Genomic DNA, 18,185 nt, shown 5'->3' with positions numbered 1-18,185 from the left:
GGGTATCAGCAAAACGCGCGGCTACGAGAATGAGAAGAAGGACTTCAATTCGCCTTGCCAGCTGTCCTCGTCGACCGTCCACGTGCCATCTTTCTGCGTGAGCGTCAGGTCGAACGTGCCATGCCGCGCAGGCTCGGTGTTCTCGGCGGCTGTGGTGAGCATCTCGCCCATGGCCTGGTAGAACTCTTCGGCGGCGGTGAAGCTCTCCATGTCGAAATCGTTGAAGAGCTGCGCATATTCCGCCTGCACGTCCATCAGGCTGCGGCAGGTGATCTTGAACTCCGCCTGCGCCGATGTTGGATCGCTCGGGTCGATCGTGCACTGGGAGAGCTCGTAGTCGAAGCCCTGCACGATCGTTTGAGCCAGTGCTACGGGATCAACGTCGATGTTCTCAAGCGTGAACAGCTCACCGGTAGTGCGGGCAGCTTGGCGGGCGATCTCGTCGAAGCTGGTTTGCATCTGATCAGCGATCTGCTGCATGGTTTGGGGGTCCTGCTCCTTGATCAGGCTGAGCTTCGCGGCGGCGGCATCGGCTGCGGGCTGCGCTTCCTCACTGACGGACGCCGACCCGATCAGGCCTGCCGTGTTGTCGCGATAGCTTCCCGTAGCATCGTAGTCGTCCAGAATCGCCATGGTGGCACACGCCATCACGAGGGTGGCGATCAGGGAGAGAATGGATGCCACGATGCCGATGATGCCGCAGATGCGGGCTGCCTTGCCGGTGCCCTGCGTACCGCCCGCGCGGAAGTACTTGCCCGCCAGCACGATGGCGATGGCGCCCAATACGATGGGCACCACGGGTATGAAGCAGAGCACGATGGCTAAGATGCCGCAGATGAGCGCTGGCGTGGCGCTTGGTTGCGCTGCGGCAGGAACCGGCTGCGCGGCAGCGGCTTGCTGTGATGCAGCGCTTGACTGCACTGCGGGCGCGGGCGCTGCGGGCGCGGGCGCTGGCACCACCTCTGGGATCGATTGCGCTGCACCCGAAACGGGCTGTGCCGCGTTGGGACTCGGCTGTGCTCCAGGCACCGACTGGGCACTGGAGGTCGGTTGGGCACCGGATGCTGATCGCACGCTCGATGCCGATGGCGCACCGGACGCCGACTGCGCTTCCGAAGCCGTGTGCGTCCCGGGCACCGGCTGCGGCGCATACGCCGCATCTGCTGCGCTTTGGTTCTGTTCGTTCCATTCGTTCGTCATAGCTTTCCCTCTCTGTCATACCACTACTTCAAAGGTCTGCTTTTACGAACTTTCCCGTGCTTACACCCGCCACCTATTCTGACGCATGAGAGCGCTTTAGGGAAGAAGGTTGCGATCAGAGAGCTGATGCGATGACGGCCTGACCGAACGAGATGCATCCATCGTTGGGAGGCAGATCGCGATTGATGGCTACCGTGAAGCCCTCGCGCTGCAAGCGGGCGAGCGTCTGTTCGGTGAGATAGCGGTTCATGAACACGCCTCCCGACAGCACCACGGTGCGAATGTCGTAGGTGGCCGCCACCAACTGGGCCGCCATCACGATGGCCTGCACGATCGCATCATGGAAGCGCTGCGCGATGCAGGACACGGGCACCCCAGCTGCCAGGTCATCCAACAGCGCGCGAAAGGCAGGTTCGGCATCGAAGAGCACTACCGAGGTGTCCTGCGCGGTGCTCTGCGCGGTGGCCGTGTTCTTCACGACCGCGATCTCGTAGGCGCTCGCGTCTGCCGTTGCCTTCGCCTGCGCTCCCTCTGTTCGCGCTGCCTCTTCGTGCGCGGCCGCTACGCGCGGTTCCGCTACGCGCGCCACCGTTGCCTGAGAAGCGAGCGCATCCCCGGCATAATCCACCATGGCAGCCTCGAGCATGATGGCGGGTTCGCCTTCGTAGGTGGGCTGCGTGCAGATGCCCAGCAGCGCGCTGGCAGCATCGAACAGACGCCCTACCGAAGAGGTATACGGCGTATTCAGGCCGTTTTCGATCATGGCCTCGCACACCTGCTGCTGCTCGGCGCCCAACTCAGCAAGAGCAGTTGCCGCAGCGGGATGCTCCAGCAGGTCGTATTCCCACAGCACGCCGTAGGCCATGCGCAGCGGATGCTTCACGCACGCGGCCCCGCCCGGCATGGGCACGTAGGCGAAGTTGGCGAAGCGCTCGAAGGCGCTGCGATTGGCGAGCAGCACCTCGCCGCCCCAAATGGCGCCGTCAGGACCGTAGCCGGTGCCGTCGAACGCAATGCCGCACACCGCATCGTCAAGCCCGTGCTCAGCCATAGCCGAAACGATGTGCGCATGGTGATGCTGCACGTGCGCGAGCGGCAACCCGAGGGCCGCTGCCTGGTCGTTCGCCCATTTCGACGTGAGGTATTCCGGATGCAGATCGCACGCCAGCTGGGTGGGCGCGAAGGCGAACAGCTTCTCGTAGCGCGCTTTTGCATGCAGCCAGGCATCGAAGGTCTCCGCGTTCTCAACGTCGCCGATGTGCTGCGAGACGAACGCCTCGCCTGCGCGCAAGAATGCGAACGTGTTCTTCTGCTCGGGACCGGCGGCAAAACAGCAGCCTTCCTGAGACGCGCCAGCAACCACCAGCGGCAAGGGCGCATACCCGCGGGCGCGTCGGATGAATTGGATCGCCTCGCCAGCGGGCGTGTTCAGCACGCGGACCACGCTGTCGTCATAGCGCGATAGAATCTGCCGATCATTGCCCACAAATGCATCGGCAATGCCCGCAAGGCGCGCGTACGCCTCTGCGTCGTCGATCACGATGGGTTCGTCGTGCAGGTTGCCGCTGGTCATGACCAGTAGCGGAACGGCCGCGCGCGCAGCGGATGCCGCCGCAAAATCGTGGAGCAGCAGATGCTGCACCGGCGTATACGGCAGCATAGCCCCCAGATCGGGCAGTCCGTCGGCAATGCCGAGCGGCGTGGGCACCCCTGGCAACTTGCGCAGCAGCACGATAGGGCGCTGGCTTCCCTCCAAAAGGCGACGTTCTGCTTCGCTCACCTGACAGAAGGCGCGTATGTCGTCCACCTTCTCGCCCATAACGGCGAAAGCCTTACCGAAGCGGTGCTTGCGACGGCGCAGCTCGGCCACTGCCTCCGCGTTGTTCGCGTCGCACACCAGGTGGTAACCGCCTAGCCCTTTGACGGCCAGTATCCTTCCCGCCAGCAGCAATGCCACCGCGGCAGCGAACACGGCATCCGTTTCCTCGCGCGTCCGCGCACGAACGATCTTGAGATCGGACGGTGCAGAATCGGAGCGAGCAGAAGCAGCGGAAGCAGAGCCAGATGGAGCAGAGTCGGCCAGATCCAGATCGAACGGATGGGAAGCGAGCAGATCAGGATCGATCAGCGAGGACGCTTCCGCTTGCCGATACGCGAACGTCAGAGAAGGCCCGCACGAAAAGCAGGCATCAGGTTGCGCATGAAAGCGACGATCGGCCGGGTCGGCGTATTCGGCGGCGCAAGCATCGCACATAACGAAATCGCGCATGCTGGTGGCGGCGCGGTCGTAGGGCAGATCGTCGATGATGGTGAAGCGCGGGCCGCAATTCGTGCAGTTGATGAACGGATAGCGGAAACGACGGTCCGCCGGATCGAAGAGCTCACGCTGACAATCAGCGCAGGTTGCCAGGTCGGGCGAAACGAGCGTGCGCTCCTGCGCGTCCGCCTCATCAGAGGTCCGTATCTCGAAGCGATCGAACCCCTCGAGCGGCACCTCATGCATCTCTATCTCGGTAACCTGGGCCGCCGCTGGCGCCTCTTCCGAGATGGCCAAAACGAACTCGTCGACCAGCCGCTCGTCGCCTTCCGCATGAACATGCACGCCGTCAGCGCCGTTCAACACCCACCCCTGTATCAGATGGCGTTTGGCAAGGCGGTATACGAAGGGGCGAAAGCCCACCCCCTGCACGATGCCCTTGACCCAGATGTTCAGCGCGGTGCGCACAGTGCCTCGCTGTGCGCCTATGCCTGTGCGCGCGCAGCGTCGTCGGCCGCTTCGCCAGTCGCGTCGCTGATCTCTTCGGCAAGCTCCAACTCACGGTCGATCATGACCTCGCCAATGACGTCTGCGATGACCGAGGACAGCATGCGCAGCGTGACCGCCGAATTGTCCGGCAGGTGCAGATGCACCATGCGCCGCCCGCGGTCGGCCAGTGTCAGCGCGTCGCCCACCGCCTGCGCCTTCGCAAGACTGCCGAGCGATGGCGCCTGCGACCCCTCGGGCAGCTGAATGTCCTTCAATTCGTCGGCCGACAGCAGCAAGAACACGCCACAGGCCGGACCGCCTTTCTGGAGCTGACCGGTGGAGTGCAGGTAGCGAGGTCCCACTTCCAAACACGACACCACGCCAAACGCCTCGGCCACATCGTGCCGGATGCTCTCCAACGCTTCGCGGCGGCCCTCGCCCGTGAACGGCAAGAACGCATTCAGCGCGAAATAGTCCCCTGGCTGAATGCCATCCAGCAGGCCATACAGCGTGCTGCGCAAATGCGTGCGCGCCTTCAGATTGTGCGATTGGCGCACCTCAACAAGACCCATGTCCACATCGGCCGTGAACGTTTCCACGTAATCGGGGTCGGGAATGCCCTGACTCAAGATGCGCACCACCTCAGCTTTGGTGGAGGCCACATCAGGCTGATCGAACGGGCACACGCGCATGAGGTACCCGCACATGGCAATGGCGTATTCCCACATGACGAAGTGCTCAGCCAGCTCGTTCACATTCCTAATGCGGTAGTTCTGGCGCGGGATGTTGGGGTTGATGTAGGCCAAGCTCATCTCGAAGTTGCGGCTCTCGTCCCACAGGTCGGTGGCCGTTTGATACATGATGACGGAGCGATCCCCCGGGTCTTCGGTGAGCAGCAGCGTATCCACCTCGATGTTGGGCAGGATGCCCTGGCCCGCCTTGCCCAGGCTCTCAGCCACCAGCTGCTCGATCCACAGACCCAGCACGCGCCCACGCTTGGGCGTGAGGAAGCTGAACTTGTTGCGCCCCTGGCAGTAATTGTCGAAGAGGAACGCCGCTAGATTGATGGCCGGGTTGTCGATGGCATCTTCGCTACAGCGCTTTTCCGCTTCACGGGCATGCGCCAAAAAATCGTCCAGGTGAATGCCTGCGAGCGCCGCTGGCAGCAGCCCGAATACGGAAAGCGCGCTGAAACGGCCGCCTACCGTGGGCTCGCCACGGAAGATGGCGCGCCAGCCCTCTTCGGTAGCTAGGCGCTCAAGCTCGGTGTCGGGGTCGGTGATAGCCACGAGGTGCTTCGGGAAATCGTCGCCCAACTCGGGCTCGAAATGCTGACGAATGGCCCGTAGCTGCATGCGCGGCTCGATGGTGCCGCCGCTCTTGCTGCTGACGATGAACAGCGTGGTGCGCGCCTTGCATGAGGCGAACAGCGCGCGCATGCGCACCGGCGAATCGCTGTCGAGCGTGCGGAAGGTGACTCGGTTGCGGTCTTCCTTGTTGTACTTGGTGATGGTCATGGGCGCCTGTGTGCTGCCACCTTGACCGAGCAATACCACATGCGTGATACCGTCAGCCACCACTGCGTCAGCGAACTCCATGAGCTCACGCACATCGCATTGCGGGTGGCTACCCAGCTGCGCCCAGCCCATGAAGCTGTTCGCGCAGGCCACGGCATCGTCCGAAAAGTCGAAGGCGCTACCATCTTGATGGTAGATGCGACTCGCGATGTGCTCTTTCACCAGCGTTTTAGCCGACGGATATAGCTTTTCCATATCGCCAGATATCATGGGTGCTTCTTTCTATCGGTTTCAGTGGGAAGATTCTACCGCAATCAGCCAGAAGGCGGTCGGCATCACGCAGGGTCAGCAGCCACCAGCGCAGCGAAGGTCTGACCACCATTACCATTGCTGATGCGCACGCGCGGCAAAGCCATAGGGTTGTCCCCTGGCTTGATGCGGCGATTCTCAATAGTGAAAGCGCACTGTGTGTTGGCATCCTCCAACGCAGCCCAGGCATCTTCGTTGTTATCGCCAAAAGGATAAGCCACCGCTTCTGTGGTGCCGAGGATCTCTTGGGCGGTCACGATATCGTCGACGATCTCCTGCTGCGTCATAGCGTGAATGAGGCCGCCACGCCCGATGCCAGATCCGCCGTTGTGCATCTTGTAGGTATGCGACTGGAACGTGATATAAGGGTTCGCCTGGCTGACGATGAGCTCGGGAATGTCGGCATTCTCGCAGATGAGGAACATGGTGGCCGGTACCTGGTACTGACGAAATAGGTCGCCGCCGCGCGTGTAGACGTTCCATTCGCCATCGTCGAAGGTGAGGGTGGCGCATTTGGCTGGCAGCGAATGGGTACCCTCGGCGAAAGCGCGGATCTCCTGATAGGACGGGTAATAGTAGTCATTCTCCGTCAGATACTTCAGATGCTCTTCCAGATCGAGCACCGAAAGATAGTTTGCATCGATATTAGCGGGCGGGTCGTCGGGGTGGTACAGATAGTGATACATGAACACGGGGATGCTGGCCGCCTTGCCGCCTTCGAACGAATCGACCACATGCACCGTGCGTTGGGCCGTGGCAACTTCGCCATTCTCAGTGGTAGCGGTATAGGTGATCTGGTAATCGCCGGGCACGGCCGTATCCACCGTGCCGCCCACCTGCACGCTGTCGGTTATGTTCGATCCATTCTGCGCATCAGGGTCTATGGCGTGACAACCGGCTTCCAAGTACTCTTCGCCGGTCAGCACGTAGGTATCAGCGCTACCGCCGAGCGTCATGATGACGCCTTCGTCCGTGGAAGGACCATTCGCTGCCTGCGAGATAGGAAGCTGGGAGGCATTGTTGGCAGCATCTTCGGGAGAGCGCGGGTTGCCCGTCTGCTCGGATGCAGAAAGACTGCATGCCACCAGCGCCACGGCGCATATCGCCAAAATCGCAACCGCACCGACAAGCGCTTTCATCGCCTTCGTCACCATTCATCCTCTCGTCTGACCCGCGTAAAGGCATAGTATACACACCGTCAGTCGACCTTACGCACTTCTTCGGCCTTTTCCGCAGCCAAATCCATTCTCTTTGTTTACATGCAATCGACCGGATTCACAGGATCGCCCATGCAAAGTCCAATGCGAAAGCGCCCGCATGCAACTGCGGACGCCTCCCTCATGCGATCTCTCATGCGCTCTTGTGCTGGTGCGCTGTATGCTCCGCTGCACTCGTGCGCGCTCTTATGCGCTCGTGCTCTCTCGCACGTCATCATGCGCTCTCGTGCGCTCTTGCGGCCGTGCTCGCACGCTGTCTATTCCTCACGTGCTTCCCGCTCGCGCCGACGCAGGCGCCCATTGCTCAGCAGCGCCACGCCAACCGCCGCACATGCCACGCACATGAGCAGCAATGCACCAGGCATATTCAGATCCCCTGTGCTCGCCAAACTCCGCAGCTGTTGCAGCGCACGTAGAGCCGGGTTTGAAGGACCAGGCGTCACGGTAAGAGCGAAGTTGGCCGTAACCACCGTGTCGCCTTCCACCGTGAACGAGTAGCCGCTCTGCACCGGGCTCACCGTAGTCGATGTCCCGTCGCACTCGATCACGATGCTCGATGCGTGATAACCGCTCTCCGGTGTCAGACCGATCTGCACCTGGCTCCCCTTGGCCACCTGGCCAGCGCTCGCGCTGATCGTGCCATGGCCATTGCTCTTGGTGGTGACCGTGCAGTATGGGACGTTCGGATCGGGCGCAATCTGCTTGCCATCGAAGGCTACCCGTAAGGTACCCGGCCCAGCCACGCGCAACCCGAATGCGCCATCACCACTGTTCGCGCGTTCAACCGGATCGGCCGCCATTGAGACGAACTCCACCTCTTGCGCACGAGCAACATCAGCTTGTGGCTGCGTGTTGCCCACTACTCTTTCCTGGCCGCCTTCCTGGGCCTGCATGAACACCAAGCCACTCGTGGAAATATCGGTTACCTGGTAGTTATCGTGCGGCGTCACCACCACCGGCAGCGTACGCCCGCGCAGCACGCGCACCTGATCGGCATTGGCGACCGCCTTGCCGTCTGCCTGCACCGTGCCGCCCTCGGTAAGCGAAATATCAACCGTATAGAACACGGATACGAAGTTCGCTCGTACCTGAGTATCAGCGCTAATGTTGGTCACGCTAAACGCGCCAGCCAGCACATCAGCGCGACTCACCGTCCATGCGTCCTTACCCGCTTCTTGCACCACCACTGAATCAACGTCATACCCACTAGCAGGCTCGATCACGAACTGCTGAGTGTTACTACCAACGATCTTGCTCATGCTGCCAGCCGGGCTGATGCGACCGCCCTGCGCACCCGCATCTCCGGAAACACTGGCATGCACCACCTCATAGTCGTCATAGGCGACGAAGGTGATCTGCAGGCTGCCCTGCGTCACACCAGCGGGCAAGGTAGCTGGCAGCGTGACGGTGCCCCCTGACGAGTCACCATTAAAGGCACCTGCCTGCGTCGTAGGATGCGTGTTGGTATCCAGCTGCTCAACGGGTGCGAAATACGCATGCAGCGTATGGTCAGCCGTCACACGGCCAAACACGTATTGACCGTGCGTGTAGGTTGGCTGCACGCTCTCGGTGGTCTCGAAATACACTGAGATGCTCTTCTGGTCGCCAAGCGCTTTCAGCTGCTCGAACGTGAAACTGACCCACTTGTTTGCCGTATCGGGCACCACTTCCACGCCCGTGGTGGCCGTCCCCGGCGTCACCGTCGCCTTGCTGCCTGCGGCTGGTTCCACCAGCAGGCTCGCGCCACTTGGCTCCACCACGCTCAGCACATGGCCGCTGGCGATCTCGGCGCCTCCACTCTCCAACCGCACCGTGCCCGTGCCCGTACCATCAGTGGCAACGAGCACCGACACCTCGAAGCGTTCCGGCTCTTTCGTAGCCTCTTTGAAGCTCACGGAAAGCTCCGTGCATCCGATGAAGGCAGCGGTTGGAATGCGATACGTGTAGGTGGTTTTGCCTTCGGCCTCGCTTGTGGTGGGCACGGTATCGTTGCTGTGACTCACGCGCACGCTGCCAGCGCTGTTCGAGCGAATGGTTTTCCCTATGCCGATTGAACTATTAGAGCGCGTGGACGAAGGGGGTCCTATCAGGAACGCGGACGAGAACGGCGGGACCGTCAGGGATTGCGGGTGCCACTTGCTCGACAGGTGCGTTTGCGCGCGCCCCTACAAGAGCCGCATCGCCCGCACGCGTTTCGTCGTAAGCGGCTAGGTCAGCAAGGGAGACGCATAGCTTGCCGCTCATGAAGATGCCGCCTTCCACGCGCCCTTCGATGGAGGACGCATCATTGAACGCCGCGCGCACCACGTCGCTGGCGGGGCGCAGCAGCAGATCGGCTGGCGTGCCCTCCTGTACCACGCGCCCGTCGCTCATATAGATGATGCGGTCGCTCATGGTCAGCGCTTCGTCGGCATCGTGGGTCACCATGAGCGACGTCATGCCGAACTCCGCGTGCAGCCGCGATACCAGCTGGCGCATCTCGGCGCGCAGTTGCTCGTCCAACCCGCTGAACGGCTCGTCCAGCAGCAGCGCATCAGGTTTCGCGGCCAAGGCGCGCGCCACGGCCACCCGTTGCTGCTGCCCGCCCGACAGCTCGTAGGTGCGCCGGTTGCCGAAGCCTTCCAGCTGCACCGCCGCCAGCATGCGGTCGGCAGTTGCCAGGCGTTCCGCGCGCGGCACTTTCCGCATTTTCAGCGGAAAGGCCACGTTTTGGCGCACGTCCATGTTCGGGAACAGGCGGATATCCTGGAACACGATGGCGGTGTTGCGCTTGTGCGTGGGCACGTCGTCAACGCAGGTGCCGTCGAACAGCACGCGGCCCGAATCCTGCGGCAGCAGCCCGGCGATCACTTTCAGCGTGGTGGATTTGCCCGCGCCGCTCTCGCCCAGCACGCTGACGAACCGGCCGTCGTCCACCGCGAAGCTGACATCGCGCAGGATATCTTTGCCGCCCAGCCGCAGGTCTATGTTCTCAAGCGCTAGCTGCATCGCTCGTCCTTTCCGTGCGCTTCCGCTCACACGCCTTCCATTTTACCCGTACAAGCTGCCTTCTTCGCGCGCGCCGAACCGACGCAGCAGCAATTCGAAGATCAGGAACACCGCGAACGTGACCACCAGGAACACCAGGCTATAGGCGCAGGCGATAGTGCGGTCGCCGCCGGAGAGGTACGGGAACAGTACCAGCACGAACGTCTGCACGCGACCGCCGCCCACCAGAAGCGTCAAGAAATACTGCGAGAACGACATGATGTAGCACATGGACAGCGACGACACGATGCCCGGCAGCAGCTGCGGGATGGTGACGTGACGCAGCATTTGCCACGGCCCTGCGCCCAGGCTGCGCGCCGCCTCCTCGCGATGCGTACCGGCCGCGCGCGTGATATCGGTCATGAGGATGATGGCGTAGGGCAGCGCCACGATGGAGTGCGCCAGGATGACGCCCGGCACCGTGCGCGCCAGGCCAATTTGCAGGAACACGACCTGTATGCCCATGGCGAACACGGTGGACGGGATGATGAACGGCAAGATGGTGGCGAATTGGAAGACGTCGCGGCCGCGCCATTGGAAGTGGCAGAGCGCGCGACACGCCAGCGCCGCTACCGCCGTGGTCAGCACTGCGCACGCCGCCGCGATGCCGATGGAGAGCGCGAGCGTATCCCAACCCATGTTCTGCCGCCCCGACAACGCCTGCTCAATGCCGCGCGCGCTGAACGCCTGCGGCCAGAGGTCGGGCCAGGGCCACGCATCGGTGAACGCCCACACGACAATCACGAGCAGCGGCAGCGCGACTAGGGCGAGCTCGACGCCCACCAGCGTCCGCGCGATGGCTGTTGCGCGACGCATCTGGCGTTTGCGCTTCTCGAGCAGCGTCTGCCGGTTGCGCTTCTCGAGCGGGGCATTCATCATCGCCTTCCCCGCTTTCTCTTCCCATCGCGCTGGAGCACCACGTAATACACCACGCACAGCACCGTGCAAATGCCCGCCATGATGCCGTTCAGCGCCATGGCGTAACAGCGATTGATGATGTCGGGGTCTTGGAACTCGATGTATGCGAGCACCGGCAGCGCCTTCGGCACCGTGGGTTCCAGCAGGAACGGTATTTCGTAGCTGCCGAACGCGAATGCGAACACCACCAGAAACGCCCGCAAGATGGCGCCGCGGCACAGCGGCAGCGTCACGCTGAAGAACGCTCGCGCACTGCCTGCGCCCAGCGTGCGCGCAGCTTCGCCCAGCGTAGATGAGATGTTCATCATGATGGTGATGGTCATGAACGCGATGAACGGGATCTCTTTCCACAGGTACACCGCGATGATGCCCCAACCGCTGGGCGCGCCGACGACCGACGGGAACGACGTAGCATCGGGCGCCGCGCCCAGCACGTGCAGCACGCGCGGGAACAGCCCGGCGCCGCTAAACAGACAGATGACCGCAAGCGCCACCACCGCGTGCATGGTGGTGATGGGCACTTGGATGCCGAACAGGCGCGTGAGGCGACCGGTGCGGGCGCGCGTCATGAGCGCAGAGAGCGCCACGCCGCCCACCGTGGCGAGGATGGCGCTCGTAAAGCTGAAGTAAAGGCTGAACATGATGGACCCGAGCAGGTCCGCCCTGGTCAGCGCTTGCTCGTAGTATTCCAGCGTGAACTCGGTGCGGTCGAGGAATGGCATGATGCCAAAGCCCTGGATGATGCCCGAGCCCACGCCGTAGACGAACACGCCTAACAGCAGCAGGGCAGGCAGCACCATGAGATATGGCGCTGCCTTCCTTCGTGTTTTGCGCGATATGATCGCCATGCGGGCAGTTACTTGCCCACGACCTCATCAAGCCACAGCTGCTCGATGATGGGGATGACCGGCCCGGCCGCTTCGGTCACGCGGTGGCTCAGCAGTTCCTCGCTCGGCAGTTGGCTGGCGCCCAACTGCACGTCAGCGAACGCCTGCTGGTCGGCTTCGGGCAGCTTCGCCGTGTCCAGCACGGTCAGGTTGCCCAGCACTTCGTACTGCTCAAGCTGCATCTCGGGACTCATGATCTCGTTGATGGCCACGAGCGCGGCAGCCTTGTGCGGCGCGTTGTAGGCGATGGCCATGAAGTTGGAGTTGCCCACGGTGCCCGTGTTGAAGATGAACGGCTTGGTGGTCGCTGGCAGCGTGCCCGCATCCACCAGCGCCTGCGGGTCGCCGTACCCCATGTTCATGATGACCTCGCCGTCGGCGTACATGGTACCCATGGTGGTGCTGTCAGCCGGGAAGGTCTGGCCCTGATTCCACAGGCTGGGGTTCAGGCTGCGCAGGTACTCCAGACCCGGCTCGATGATCTCCTTGACCTCTTCGGTGGTGGGGTCGTCCATCATGGAGAGTTTCTCGAACTCATCCGCGCCGATCACGCCCGAGATCAGGCAGCTGATGAACGCGGTGCCCGTGAAGTCGCCGGGCTGCGGGTAGGTCACTTTGCCGGGGTTCGCCTCGCAGAACGCCTTGAACTCTTCCACGGTGGTCGGCGGCGTGGGTACGACCTCGCTGTTCACCCACATCTCCATCTGGGTCTTGCCGTAGGGCGCCTCGTAGCCCTCGGTGGGGCTGCCGAAGTCGTACTCCACCTCGGGCGAGGCAGCGTCAACATAGTCGTTGAAGTTCGGCAGGTAGTCCGTGAACGGACCCCACAGGTAGCCGTTCTCCTTGGCGGTGTAGAAGTTCTCGCCGTTGATCCAAATGAAGTCGATGGTGCCCTCTTCGGTGTTGGCCTGCTTGTCGCCGGACAGCTGGGTCAGAATGTCGTTGATATCCATGCCCACCAGCTCGAGCGTGATGTCGTACTTCTCTTTCATGGCCGGGACCAGGCTCTCTTCGATCCACGTGTTGCGCGGCTCGCTGCCACCCCAGCCGTAGAACGTGACCGTTTGGCCCTTCGCAGCCTCAAGCACCGCGTTCCAGTCGGAATAATCCAGCTCGGCAGCCGTTCCTGCAGCTGAGCTGGCGCTGCTTGACGCGCCCGAGCTGCACCCGAACATAGTGCAGGCCAGCGCCGCGGAAACCGCGACCGCACCCGCCTTCTTCAGGAAACCGCGGCGGCTGAGCGCGGCCGACGCCTTCTCCCCCTTGAACAGTTTCATTCATCCTCCTTTGTCTGGATGGCTGCGGTTGTTGCCCGCAATCCATCGCCTGCTGCCCGCTTGGCAGCCTTTTTTGTGTCGAAGGACGGCCATCTAGGGCTGGCTCTGTCCGATATTCGACAACGTCTAATAGCGGATTATAGCCATTTGATTCCTGAGCGGATGCTACAATCTGCGAAGAGGCCGATGGAAGGACAGAGCGCAGATATGACCGATGTGGTACCAAGAGGCGCTTCCGCTACGGACGAGCGGGCCGCGGAGCAGGGCGTCGAGCAGAGCGCACCCATGAGGCAGGGCGATCTTAGGGGGCAAGATGGGCGCACCGATCCCAAGCGCGTCATCGTTGATTTCGACAACACGATGGGGCTGCCCGGGTGCGACGTGGACGATGGCCTGGCGTTGCTGTACCTGCTCGGCTGCGACAACATTCAGATTGAAGCGGTGTGCACGACCTACGGCAACAACACGCTGGCGGCCGTGCATGAGAACACGCAGCGCATGATGGAGCTGTTCGGCTTGGACGTGCCGCTGCTACGCGGTGTCGAAGCGCCGCTCGCATTGACCGACGCGCAGCGCGGTGCGCGACCTGGTTCCCCATCCGACGCGCAGCCCGACGAAGCGCCGCTCATCGTGGCGGACCGGCCGCGGCACGCCATTGACCCAGCAAGCGCGCAGGGCGCCGCGCCACGCTTCATCGCCGATGCGCTGACCTCGCAGCCCGACAGTCTGCATATCCTTGCCACGGGCAGCACCACCAACCTGGGCGCAGCCGCGGTGCTGCGGCCGGAAGCGCTCGGCCAGGCGGCTTCCATCACGTTGATGGGCGGCGTGACCGAAAGCCTCGCCATCAATGGGCGCATCATGGACGAGCTCAACTTGTCCTGCGACCCGGTAGCCACCTGCGCGGTGCTCGCCTCGGGCGCGCGCCTGGCCATTGCCACCTCGCAAAACTGCCTGCCAGCGTTCTTCACGCGCGCGGATCTGATCGACGCATTCGGTGAAGGATCGTGGCTCTACCGCACGTGCGACCACTGGTTCCGCACCATGGATGCCGCCTACGATTGGCACGGATGGACCTGCTGGGATGTGGTTGCCGCCGCCTTCCTCGCGCATCCGGAGCTGTTCTGCGACCATCTGGAGCAGGTGACGCTCTACGAGCGCTTCATCGGCGTGGGGTATCTGGAATGCGGCAACATCGGCGCGCCGCATGCGCCCGTGAACCTGCCCACCATTCGCGACGCCGCCGCGTTCAAGGCGCACGTGGTGGAAACATGGCACCGCGGGCTCGTGCGCGTGAACACGCAAACACCGTAAGATGCGCACGCATACGCAGACGGAGCAGATGCGCGCTCACAAATAGATCAGGCACATACCGACCAGCATGCCCACCACGACCAGAATCGCGGGCACGCGCGAGCGATACATCAAAATGGCCTGCGGGATGATCTCGCCGAACACCACGTACAGCATGGCGCCGGACGCGAACCCCAGCGAGCAACACAGCCCCAGCGGGCCGATATCGCCCAGCCACAACCCTAGCCAAGCGCCCAGCACCATCGGCAGCCCCGAGCACGCGGTCAGCAGCACGGCCTTCGCGCGCCCCATGCCGCCCGCCACCAGCGGCACCGTGACCGCCATGCCCTCGGGGATGTTGTGCAACCCGATCAGCACCGCCAGCATCAGCGCCGCCATGGCCGCATCGGATGAATCAATGGCGAAACTGGCGCCGATGGACATGCCCTCGGGGATATTGTGCAGCGCAATGGCGAACGCGATGACCACGCCCGCCGTCCACAGTTCCTTCTTCGCCGCGCCCTGCCGCGCATGCTCGTTGTAGTGGTCAACATGGTGCAGTTCGTCGATATCGTCGTGCACCAGGGGATGCTCGGCGCTGGCCGTATGCGCGACTTGAGCGGCGGTTTTCTTGTCGATGATGCGATTCAGCAGCAACACCACGAACACGCCCGCGAACACAGACGCCGCGGTCAGCAGCACGCCCATCGGATCGAAGAGCTGCTTGCCTGCCGCCACGCTCTCTTCCAGTAGCTCGAAGCAGACGATGGCGATCATCACGCCGCTGGTAGCCGCTAACAGCAGGCTGATGACGCGGTTGCTGCTGCGCCGGAACAACGACCCGATGACGCCGCCAGCCCCTGTGCCGCCAACACCCGCGATGAACGTGATGAGAGTGATATGCCAGATGAAATCCATGCCCTCAACTATAGAGCAATCGGCCGCAGGTCAGCGCGAGAAGTTCGCCTTCGTTAACAGATTGAGCCACGATGCTTGGCGGCTTTCATTTTGCCTTCGCCTGTTCCCCAGTTTGCGCACAACGTGCCCCGGCCCTTGCCATGTTCGCCGTCAGGCCGTACGATCGACGCAGCTTCTGTTCTGTCCGACTTCGATAGCACGTTCGTAGCATGAACGCAGCACGTTCGTAGTGCGCTCGTCCCGGCTTCGCCGATCAGTTCTGCCCATATCTTCGTCGAAAGGAACCGCCATGCTCAACCATTTCTGCAAGAAACCGCTTTGGGAATGCACGCGCACGCTGGCCGCCGTTGCGCAGGGGCAGCAGCCCGCCGACACGGTCATCAAGGGCGCGCATCTGGTGAATGTGTGCACCGCCGAGATCCAGCCGGACGTTGACGTGGCCATCGCGGAGGGTCGCATCGCCTACATCGGGCACGCCGACCACTGCATCGGCGAAGGCACGCGCGTGATCGAGGCGGGCGGGAATTACATCGCGCCGGGCTTTCTGGACGGGCACATCCACGTGGAGTCGTCCATGATGGGCGCGGGCGAATACGCGCGGGCGGTCGTGCCGCACGGAACGGCGGGCATTTACTGGGATCCGCACGAGATCTGCAACGTGCTGGGGCTGGACGGCGTGAAGGTGATGATGGAAGACGCCGAGCGCACGCCGCTCAAAGCCATGGTGACCACGCCGTCGTGCGTGCCAGCCGTGCCTGGCTTCGAGGACACCGGCTCGTTCGTGGGGCCGGAAGAAATCGCCGAGAGCATGACCTGGCCCGGCGTGGTAGGCTTGGGCGAGATGATGAACTTCGTGGGCGTGCTGGGCGGCACCGATCACGCGCACGGCGAGCTGGCCGAGACGCTGAAAGCCGACAAGGTGATCACCGGCCACTACTCGGTGCCCGAGACCGACCAGGGCCTGAACGCGTACGTGGCATCCGGCGTGCGCTGCTGCCATGAGTCCACGCGCGCCGAGGACGCGCTGGCGAAGATGCGGCTTGGTCAGTACGCGCAGCTGCGGTATGGCTCGGCCTGGCACGACCTGCCGGAGCTGGCACATGCCATCACCGATCACGACATCGACACGCGCTTCGCCAACCTGATCTCCGACGATACGCACCCGCACACGCTGGTGGAGGACGGGCATCTTGACCACGTGCTGCGCGTGGCGGTGAAGTGCGGCATCCCGGTGATCGAGGCCATCCAGATGATGACCATCAACGTGGCCACCTGCTTCCGCATGGACAACGAGCTGGGGTCCATCACGCCGGGCAAGTGCGCCGACATCGTGTTCTTGGACGGGCTGGATACGCTGAACGTCACGCGCATGATGATCGACGGGGACGTGGTGGCCGAAAACGGCAAGCCGCTGTTCGACTACCCACCGTTCCAGTTCCCCGAATGGGTGACGCATTCCATGCATCTGGGGCGCCCGATCACCGCGGAGTCGTTCGTAGTGGAGGCGCCTGCCGGGGCGGCCGATGGCAGCCTGGTGGAGGTGCGCGCTATTGAGATCATCCCCGGGAAGGTGGGCGCGTTCGAGGCGCATGTGGAGCTGCCGGTGATCGATGGCAAGCTTGAGAGCGACCTTTCGCAGGATGTGCTGAAAACGTTCGTGTTCGAGCGGCACCATGAGACGGGCACTTTCGGCGTGGGATTCACGAAGGGGTTCGGCATCACACGGGGCGCCATGGCGTCCACGGTGGCGCACGACGCGCATAATCTGCTGGTGGTGGGCACCAACGACGCGGACATGGCGCTGGCCGCGAACACACTTGAGGCGTGCGGCGGCGGCATGGTGGTGGTGGCCGACGGCGAGGTGCTCGGGCTGGTGGAGCTGCCCATTGCCGGGCTGATGAACGATCTGGGCGCCGAAGAGATGAGCCGGAAGGTGCATGCGCTTGAGGACGCGTGGGCGCAGATCGGTTGCACGATGCCGTCGCCGTTCATGACCATGGCGCTGATCCCGCTGGCGTGCTTGCCCGAGCTGCGCCTGACGAATCGTGGGCTGGTCGATTGCACCACGTTCCAATTCGCTGATCTGTTCGTGTAGGAATGAATGACGTGTGGCGCGGCGCGTAGGGCGAGCGCTTGACGTGCGCTGTGCGGCGCGCGGCTGTGTTGGGTACGCTGATGCCGATATTAACTTGCGCGCACGCTCGAATGTGTGTAAAATGAATGTTCGCCGTAAGGCGCTACATGATGCGGGGTGGAGCAGTCTGGTAGCTCGCCGGGCTCATAACCCGGAGGTCGTTGGTTCAAATCCAGCCCCCGCGACCAACGCGACTGGCAGGTCGGATAATCTGAAATGGTTATCCGACCTGCTTTTCTATTTCTCCGCTCTTGGGTCGCCCGCACGCTCGCTTCGTCACATGAGGGTTAAGGCTCAAAAAGTGTGCCCCTGGCAATTATTCACTGCTTGTATTCAGTAGGCATATGAAACTCGTTCCAGACGATCCCCGATCCGTATTCCTCGGGTGCTCCGTCATCTCGCTTGTGCTCGTTTGAAGCTGATGCGAACAGCCCATCCACCTGATCATCTGTCGGCATGACGTGCAGGATCTCAGCTGCAGGAAGCGGTGATTCGGTGTGCATGTAGCACCACCAGAAGATCGCCTTGATGCGCCTGATCGTCGTAAGGCCTCGATGCATCCGGAGCATCTCGCGAAGACGCGCGTTGACACCTCCTTCGATCATGTTGTTGGTCGAATCCCATGCGCCATCGCGCTCCTCTGCCATCTCCACGAACGTGAAGAGCTCCCCTGACTGGACGAGCTTGTTCAAGGCGCGCCTCGCCTTCCGAAGCCTCTCATGGACGTATTGCTTCCTGCCAT

Annotated in this window: 13 protein-coding genes and 1 tRNA gene; 3 read left to right on the top strand and 11 right to left on the bottom strand. The window is 62.7% G+C overall.

The features are described 5' to 3' along the window. Positions 1 to 21 precede the first annotated feature (21 nt). From NFR19_RS05900 to NFR19_RS05860, 9 genes are all read right to left on the bottom strand, one after another. Positions 22 to 1,200, bottom strand: coding sequence for a DUF4190 domain-containing protein (locus NFR19_RS05900; RefSeq protein ID WP_251212867.1), 1,179 nt, complete (start codon positions 1,198 to 1,200; stop codon positions 22 to 24). Between the two features lie 115 nt (positions 1,201 to 1,315). Then, positions 1,316 to 3,925: a carbamoyltransferase HypF gene (gene hypF, locus NFR19_RS05895; protein WP_251212866.1), complete on the bottom strand. Its 2,610-nt coding sequence runs from the start codon at positions 3,923 to 3,925 to the stop codon at positions 1,316 to 1,318. 17 nt (positions 3,926 to 3,942) lie between these two features. Further along, positions 3,943 to 5,733: a phosphoglucose isomerase-related protein gene (locus tag NFR19_RS05890; protein ID WP_251212865.1), complete on the bottom strand. Its 1,791-nt coding sequence runs from the start codon at positions 5,731 to 5,733 to the stop codon at positions 3,943 to 3,945. Positions 5,734 to 5,798: 65 nt separating this feature from the next. Continuing rightward, a complete protein-coding gene (locus tag NFR19_RS05885) occupies positions 5,799 to 6,926 on the bottom strand; it encodes an immunoglobulin-like domain-containing protein (RefSeq protein ID WP_251212864.1) in 1,128 nt (375 codons plus the stop codon). A gap of 320 nt (positions 6,927 to 7,246) precedes the next feature. Then, entirely contained in the window at positions 7,247 to 8,992 is a 1,746-nt protein-coding gene (locus NFR19_RS05880) for an InlB B-repeat-containing protein (protein WP_251212863.1), read from the bottom strand. 55 nt (positions 8,993 to 9,047) lie between these two features. Further along, positions 9,048 to 9,977 (bottom strand): ABC transporter ATP-binding protein, encoded by a 930-nt coding sequence (locus NFR19_RS05875; protein WP_251212862.1) that lies wholly within the window; start codon positions 9,975 to 9,977, stop codon positions 9,048 to 9,050. 42 nt (positions 9,978 to 10,019) lie between these two features. Further along, positions 10,020 to 10,895, bottom strand: a complete 876-nt coding sequence (locus NFR19_RS05870; protein WP_251212861.1) for an ABC transporter permease — start codon at positions 10,893 to 10,895, stop codon at positions 10,020 to 10,022. Then, on the bottom strand, positions 10,892 to 11,782 hold the full coding sequence (locus NFR19_RS05865) for an ABC transporter permease (RefSeq protein ID WP_251212860.1): 891 nt from the start codon (positions 11,780 to 11,782) through the stop codon (positions 10,892 to 10,894). The genes NFR19_RS05870 and NFR19_RS05865 overlap by 4 nt, the downstream gene beginning before the upstream one ends. Positions 11,783 to 11,790: 8 nt before the next feature. After that, positions 11,791 to 13,098: an ABC transporter substrate-binding protein gene (locus NFR19_RS05860; RefSeq protein ID WP_251212859.1), complete on the bottom strand. Its 1,308-nt coding sequence runs from the start codon at positions 13,096 to 13,098 to the stop codon at positions 11,791 to 11,793. A 186-nt stretch (positions 13,099 to 13,284) separates the two neighbouring features. Between NFR19_RS05860 and NFR19_RS05855 the strand changes: the two genes are divergently transcribed. Then, a complete protein-coding gene (locus NFR19_RS05855; protein WP_251212858.1) occupies positions 13,285 to 14,412 on the top strand; it encodes a nucleoside hydrolase in 1,128 nt (375 codons plus the stop codon). 36 nt (positions 14,413 to 14,448) lie between these two features. Here the strand turns inward: NFR19_RS05855 and NFR19_RS05850 are convergent, their stop codons facing one another. After that, positions 14,449 to 15,309 (bottom strand): ZIP family metal transporter, encoded by an 861-nt coding sequence (locus tag NFR19_RS05850; protein WP_251212857.1) that lies wholly within the window; start codon positions 15,307 to 15,309, stop codon positions 14,449 to 14,451. 289 nt (positions 15,310 to 15,598) lie between these two features. On the opposite strand from NFR19_RS05850, the gene ade reads away from it, so the two are divergent. After that, complete coding sequence (ade, locus tag NFR19_RS05845; RefSeq protein WP_251212856.1) at positions 15,599 to 17,404, top strand: adenine deaminase; 1,806 nt, start codon at positions 15,599 to 15,601, stop codon at positions 17,402 to 17,404. A 150-nt stretch (positions 17,405 to 17,554) separates the two neighbouring features. Then, positions 17,555 to 17,631, top strand: a tRNA-Met gene (locus NFR19_RS05840). A gap of 132 nt (positions 17,632 to 17,763) precedes the next feature. Here NFR19_RS05840 and NFR19_RS05835 read toward each other — a convergent pair. Continuing rightward, positions 17,764 to 18,135, bottom strand: coding sequence for a hypothetical protein (locus tag NFR19_RS05835; protein WP_251212855.1), 372 nt, complete (start codon positions 18,133 to 18,135; stop codon positions 17,764 to 17,766). Positions 18,136 to 18,185: the final 50 nt, after the last annotated feature.

This window comes from Adlercreutzia murintestinalis, from assembly GCF_943192905.1.
GTDB classification, from domain to species: Bacteria; Actinomycetota; Coriobacteriia; order Coriobacteriales; family Eggerthellaceae; genus Adlercreutzia_A; species Adlercreutzia_A murintestinalis.
This window is presented reverse-complemented; position numbering and strand designations above follow the sequence as displayed.

Excerpts from the sequence above, each read along its gene's own strand:
- NFR19_RS05865 (WP_251212860.1), bottom strand. The coding sequence starts at position 11,782 with ATGGCGATCATATCGCGCAAAACACGAAGGAAGGCAGCGCCATATCTC.
- NFR19_RS05870 (WP_251212861.1), bottom strand. The coding sequence starts at position 10,895 with ATGATGAATGCCCCGCTCGAGAAGCGCAACCGGCAGACGCTGCTCGAG.
- NFR19_RS05885 (WP_251212864.1), bottom strand. The coding sequence starts at position 6,926 with ATGGTGACGAAGGCGATGAAAGCGCTTGTCGGTGCGGTTGCGATTTTG.
- NFR19_RS05900 (WP_251212867.1), bottom strand. The coding sequence starts at position 1,200 with ATGACGAACGAATGGAACGAACAGAACCAAAGCGCAGCAGATGCGGCG.
- NFR19_RS05850 (WP_251212857.1), bottom strand. The coding sequence starts at position 15,309 with ATGGATTTCATCTGGCATATCACTCTCATCACGTTCATCGCGGGTGTT.
- NFR19_RS05875 (WP_251212862.1), bottom strand. The coding sequence starts at position 9,977 with ATGCAGCTAGCGCTTGAGAACATAGACCTGCGGCTGGGCGGCAAAGAT.
- ade (WP_251212856.1), top strand. The coding sequence starts at position 15,599 with ATGCTCAACCATTTCTGCAAGAAACCGCTTTGGGAATGCACGCGCACG.
- NFR19_RS05890 (WP_251212865.1), bottom strand. The coding sequence starts at position 5,733 with ATGATATCTGGCGATATGGAAAAGCTATATCCGTCGGCTAAAACGCTG.
- NFR19_RS05860 (WP_251212859.1), bottom strand. The coding sequence starts at position 13,098 with ATGAAACTGTTCAAGGGGGAGAAGGCGTCGGCCGCGCTCAGCCGCCGC.
- NFR19_RS05855 (WP_251212858.1), top strand. The coding sequence starts at position 13,285 with ATGGAAGGACAGAGCGCAGATATGACCGATGTGGTACCAAGAGGCGCT.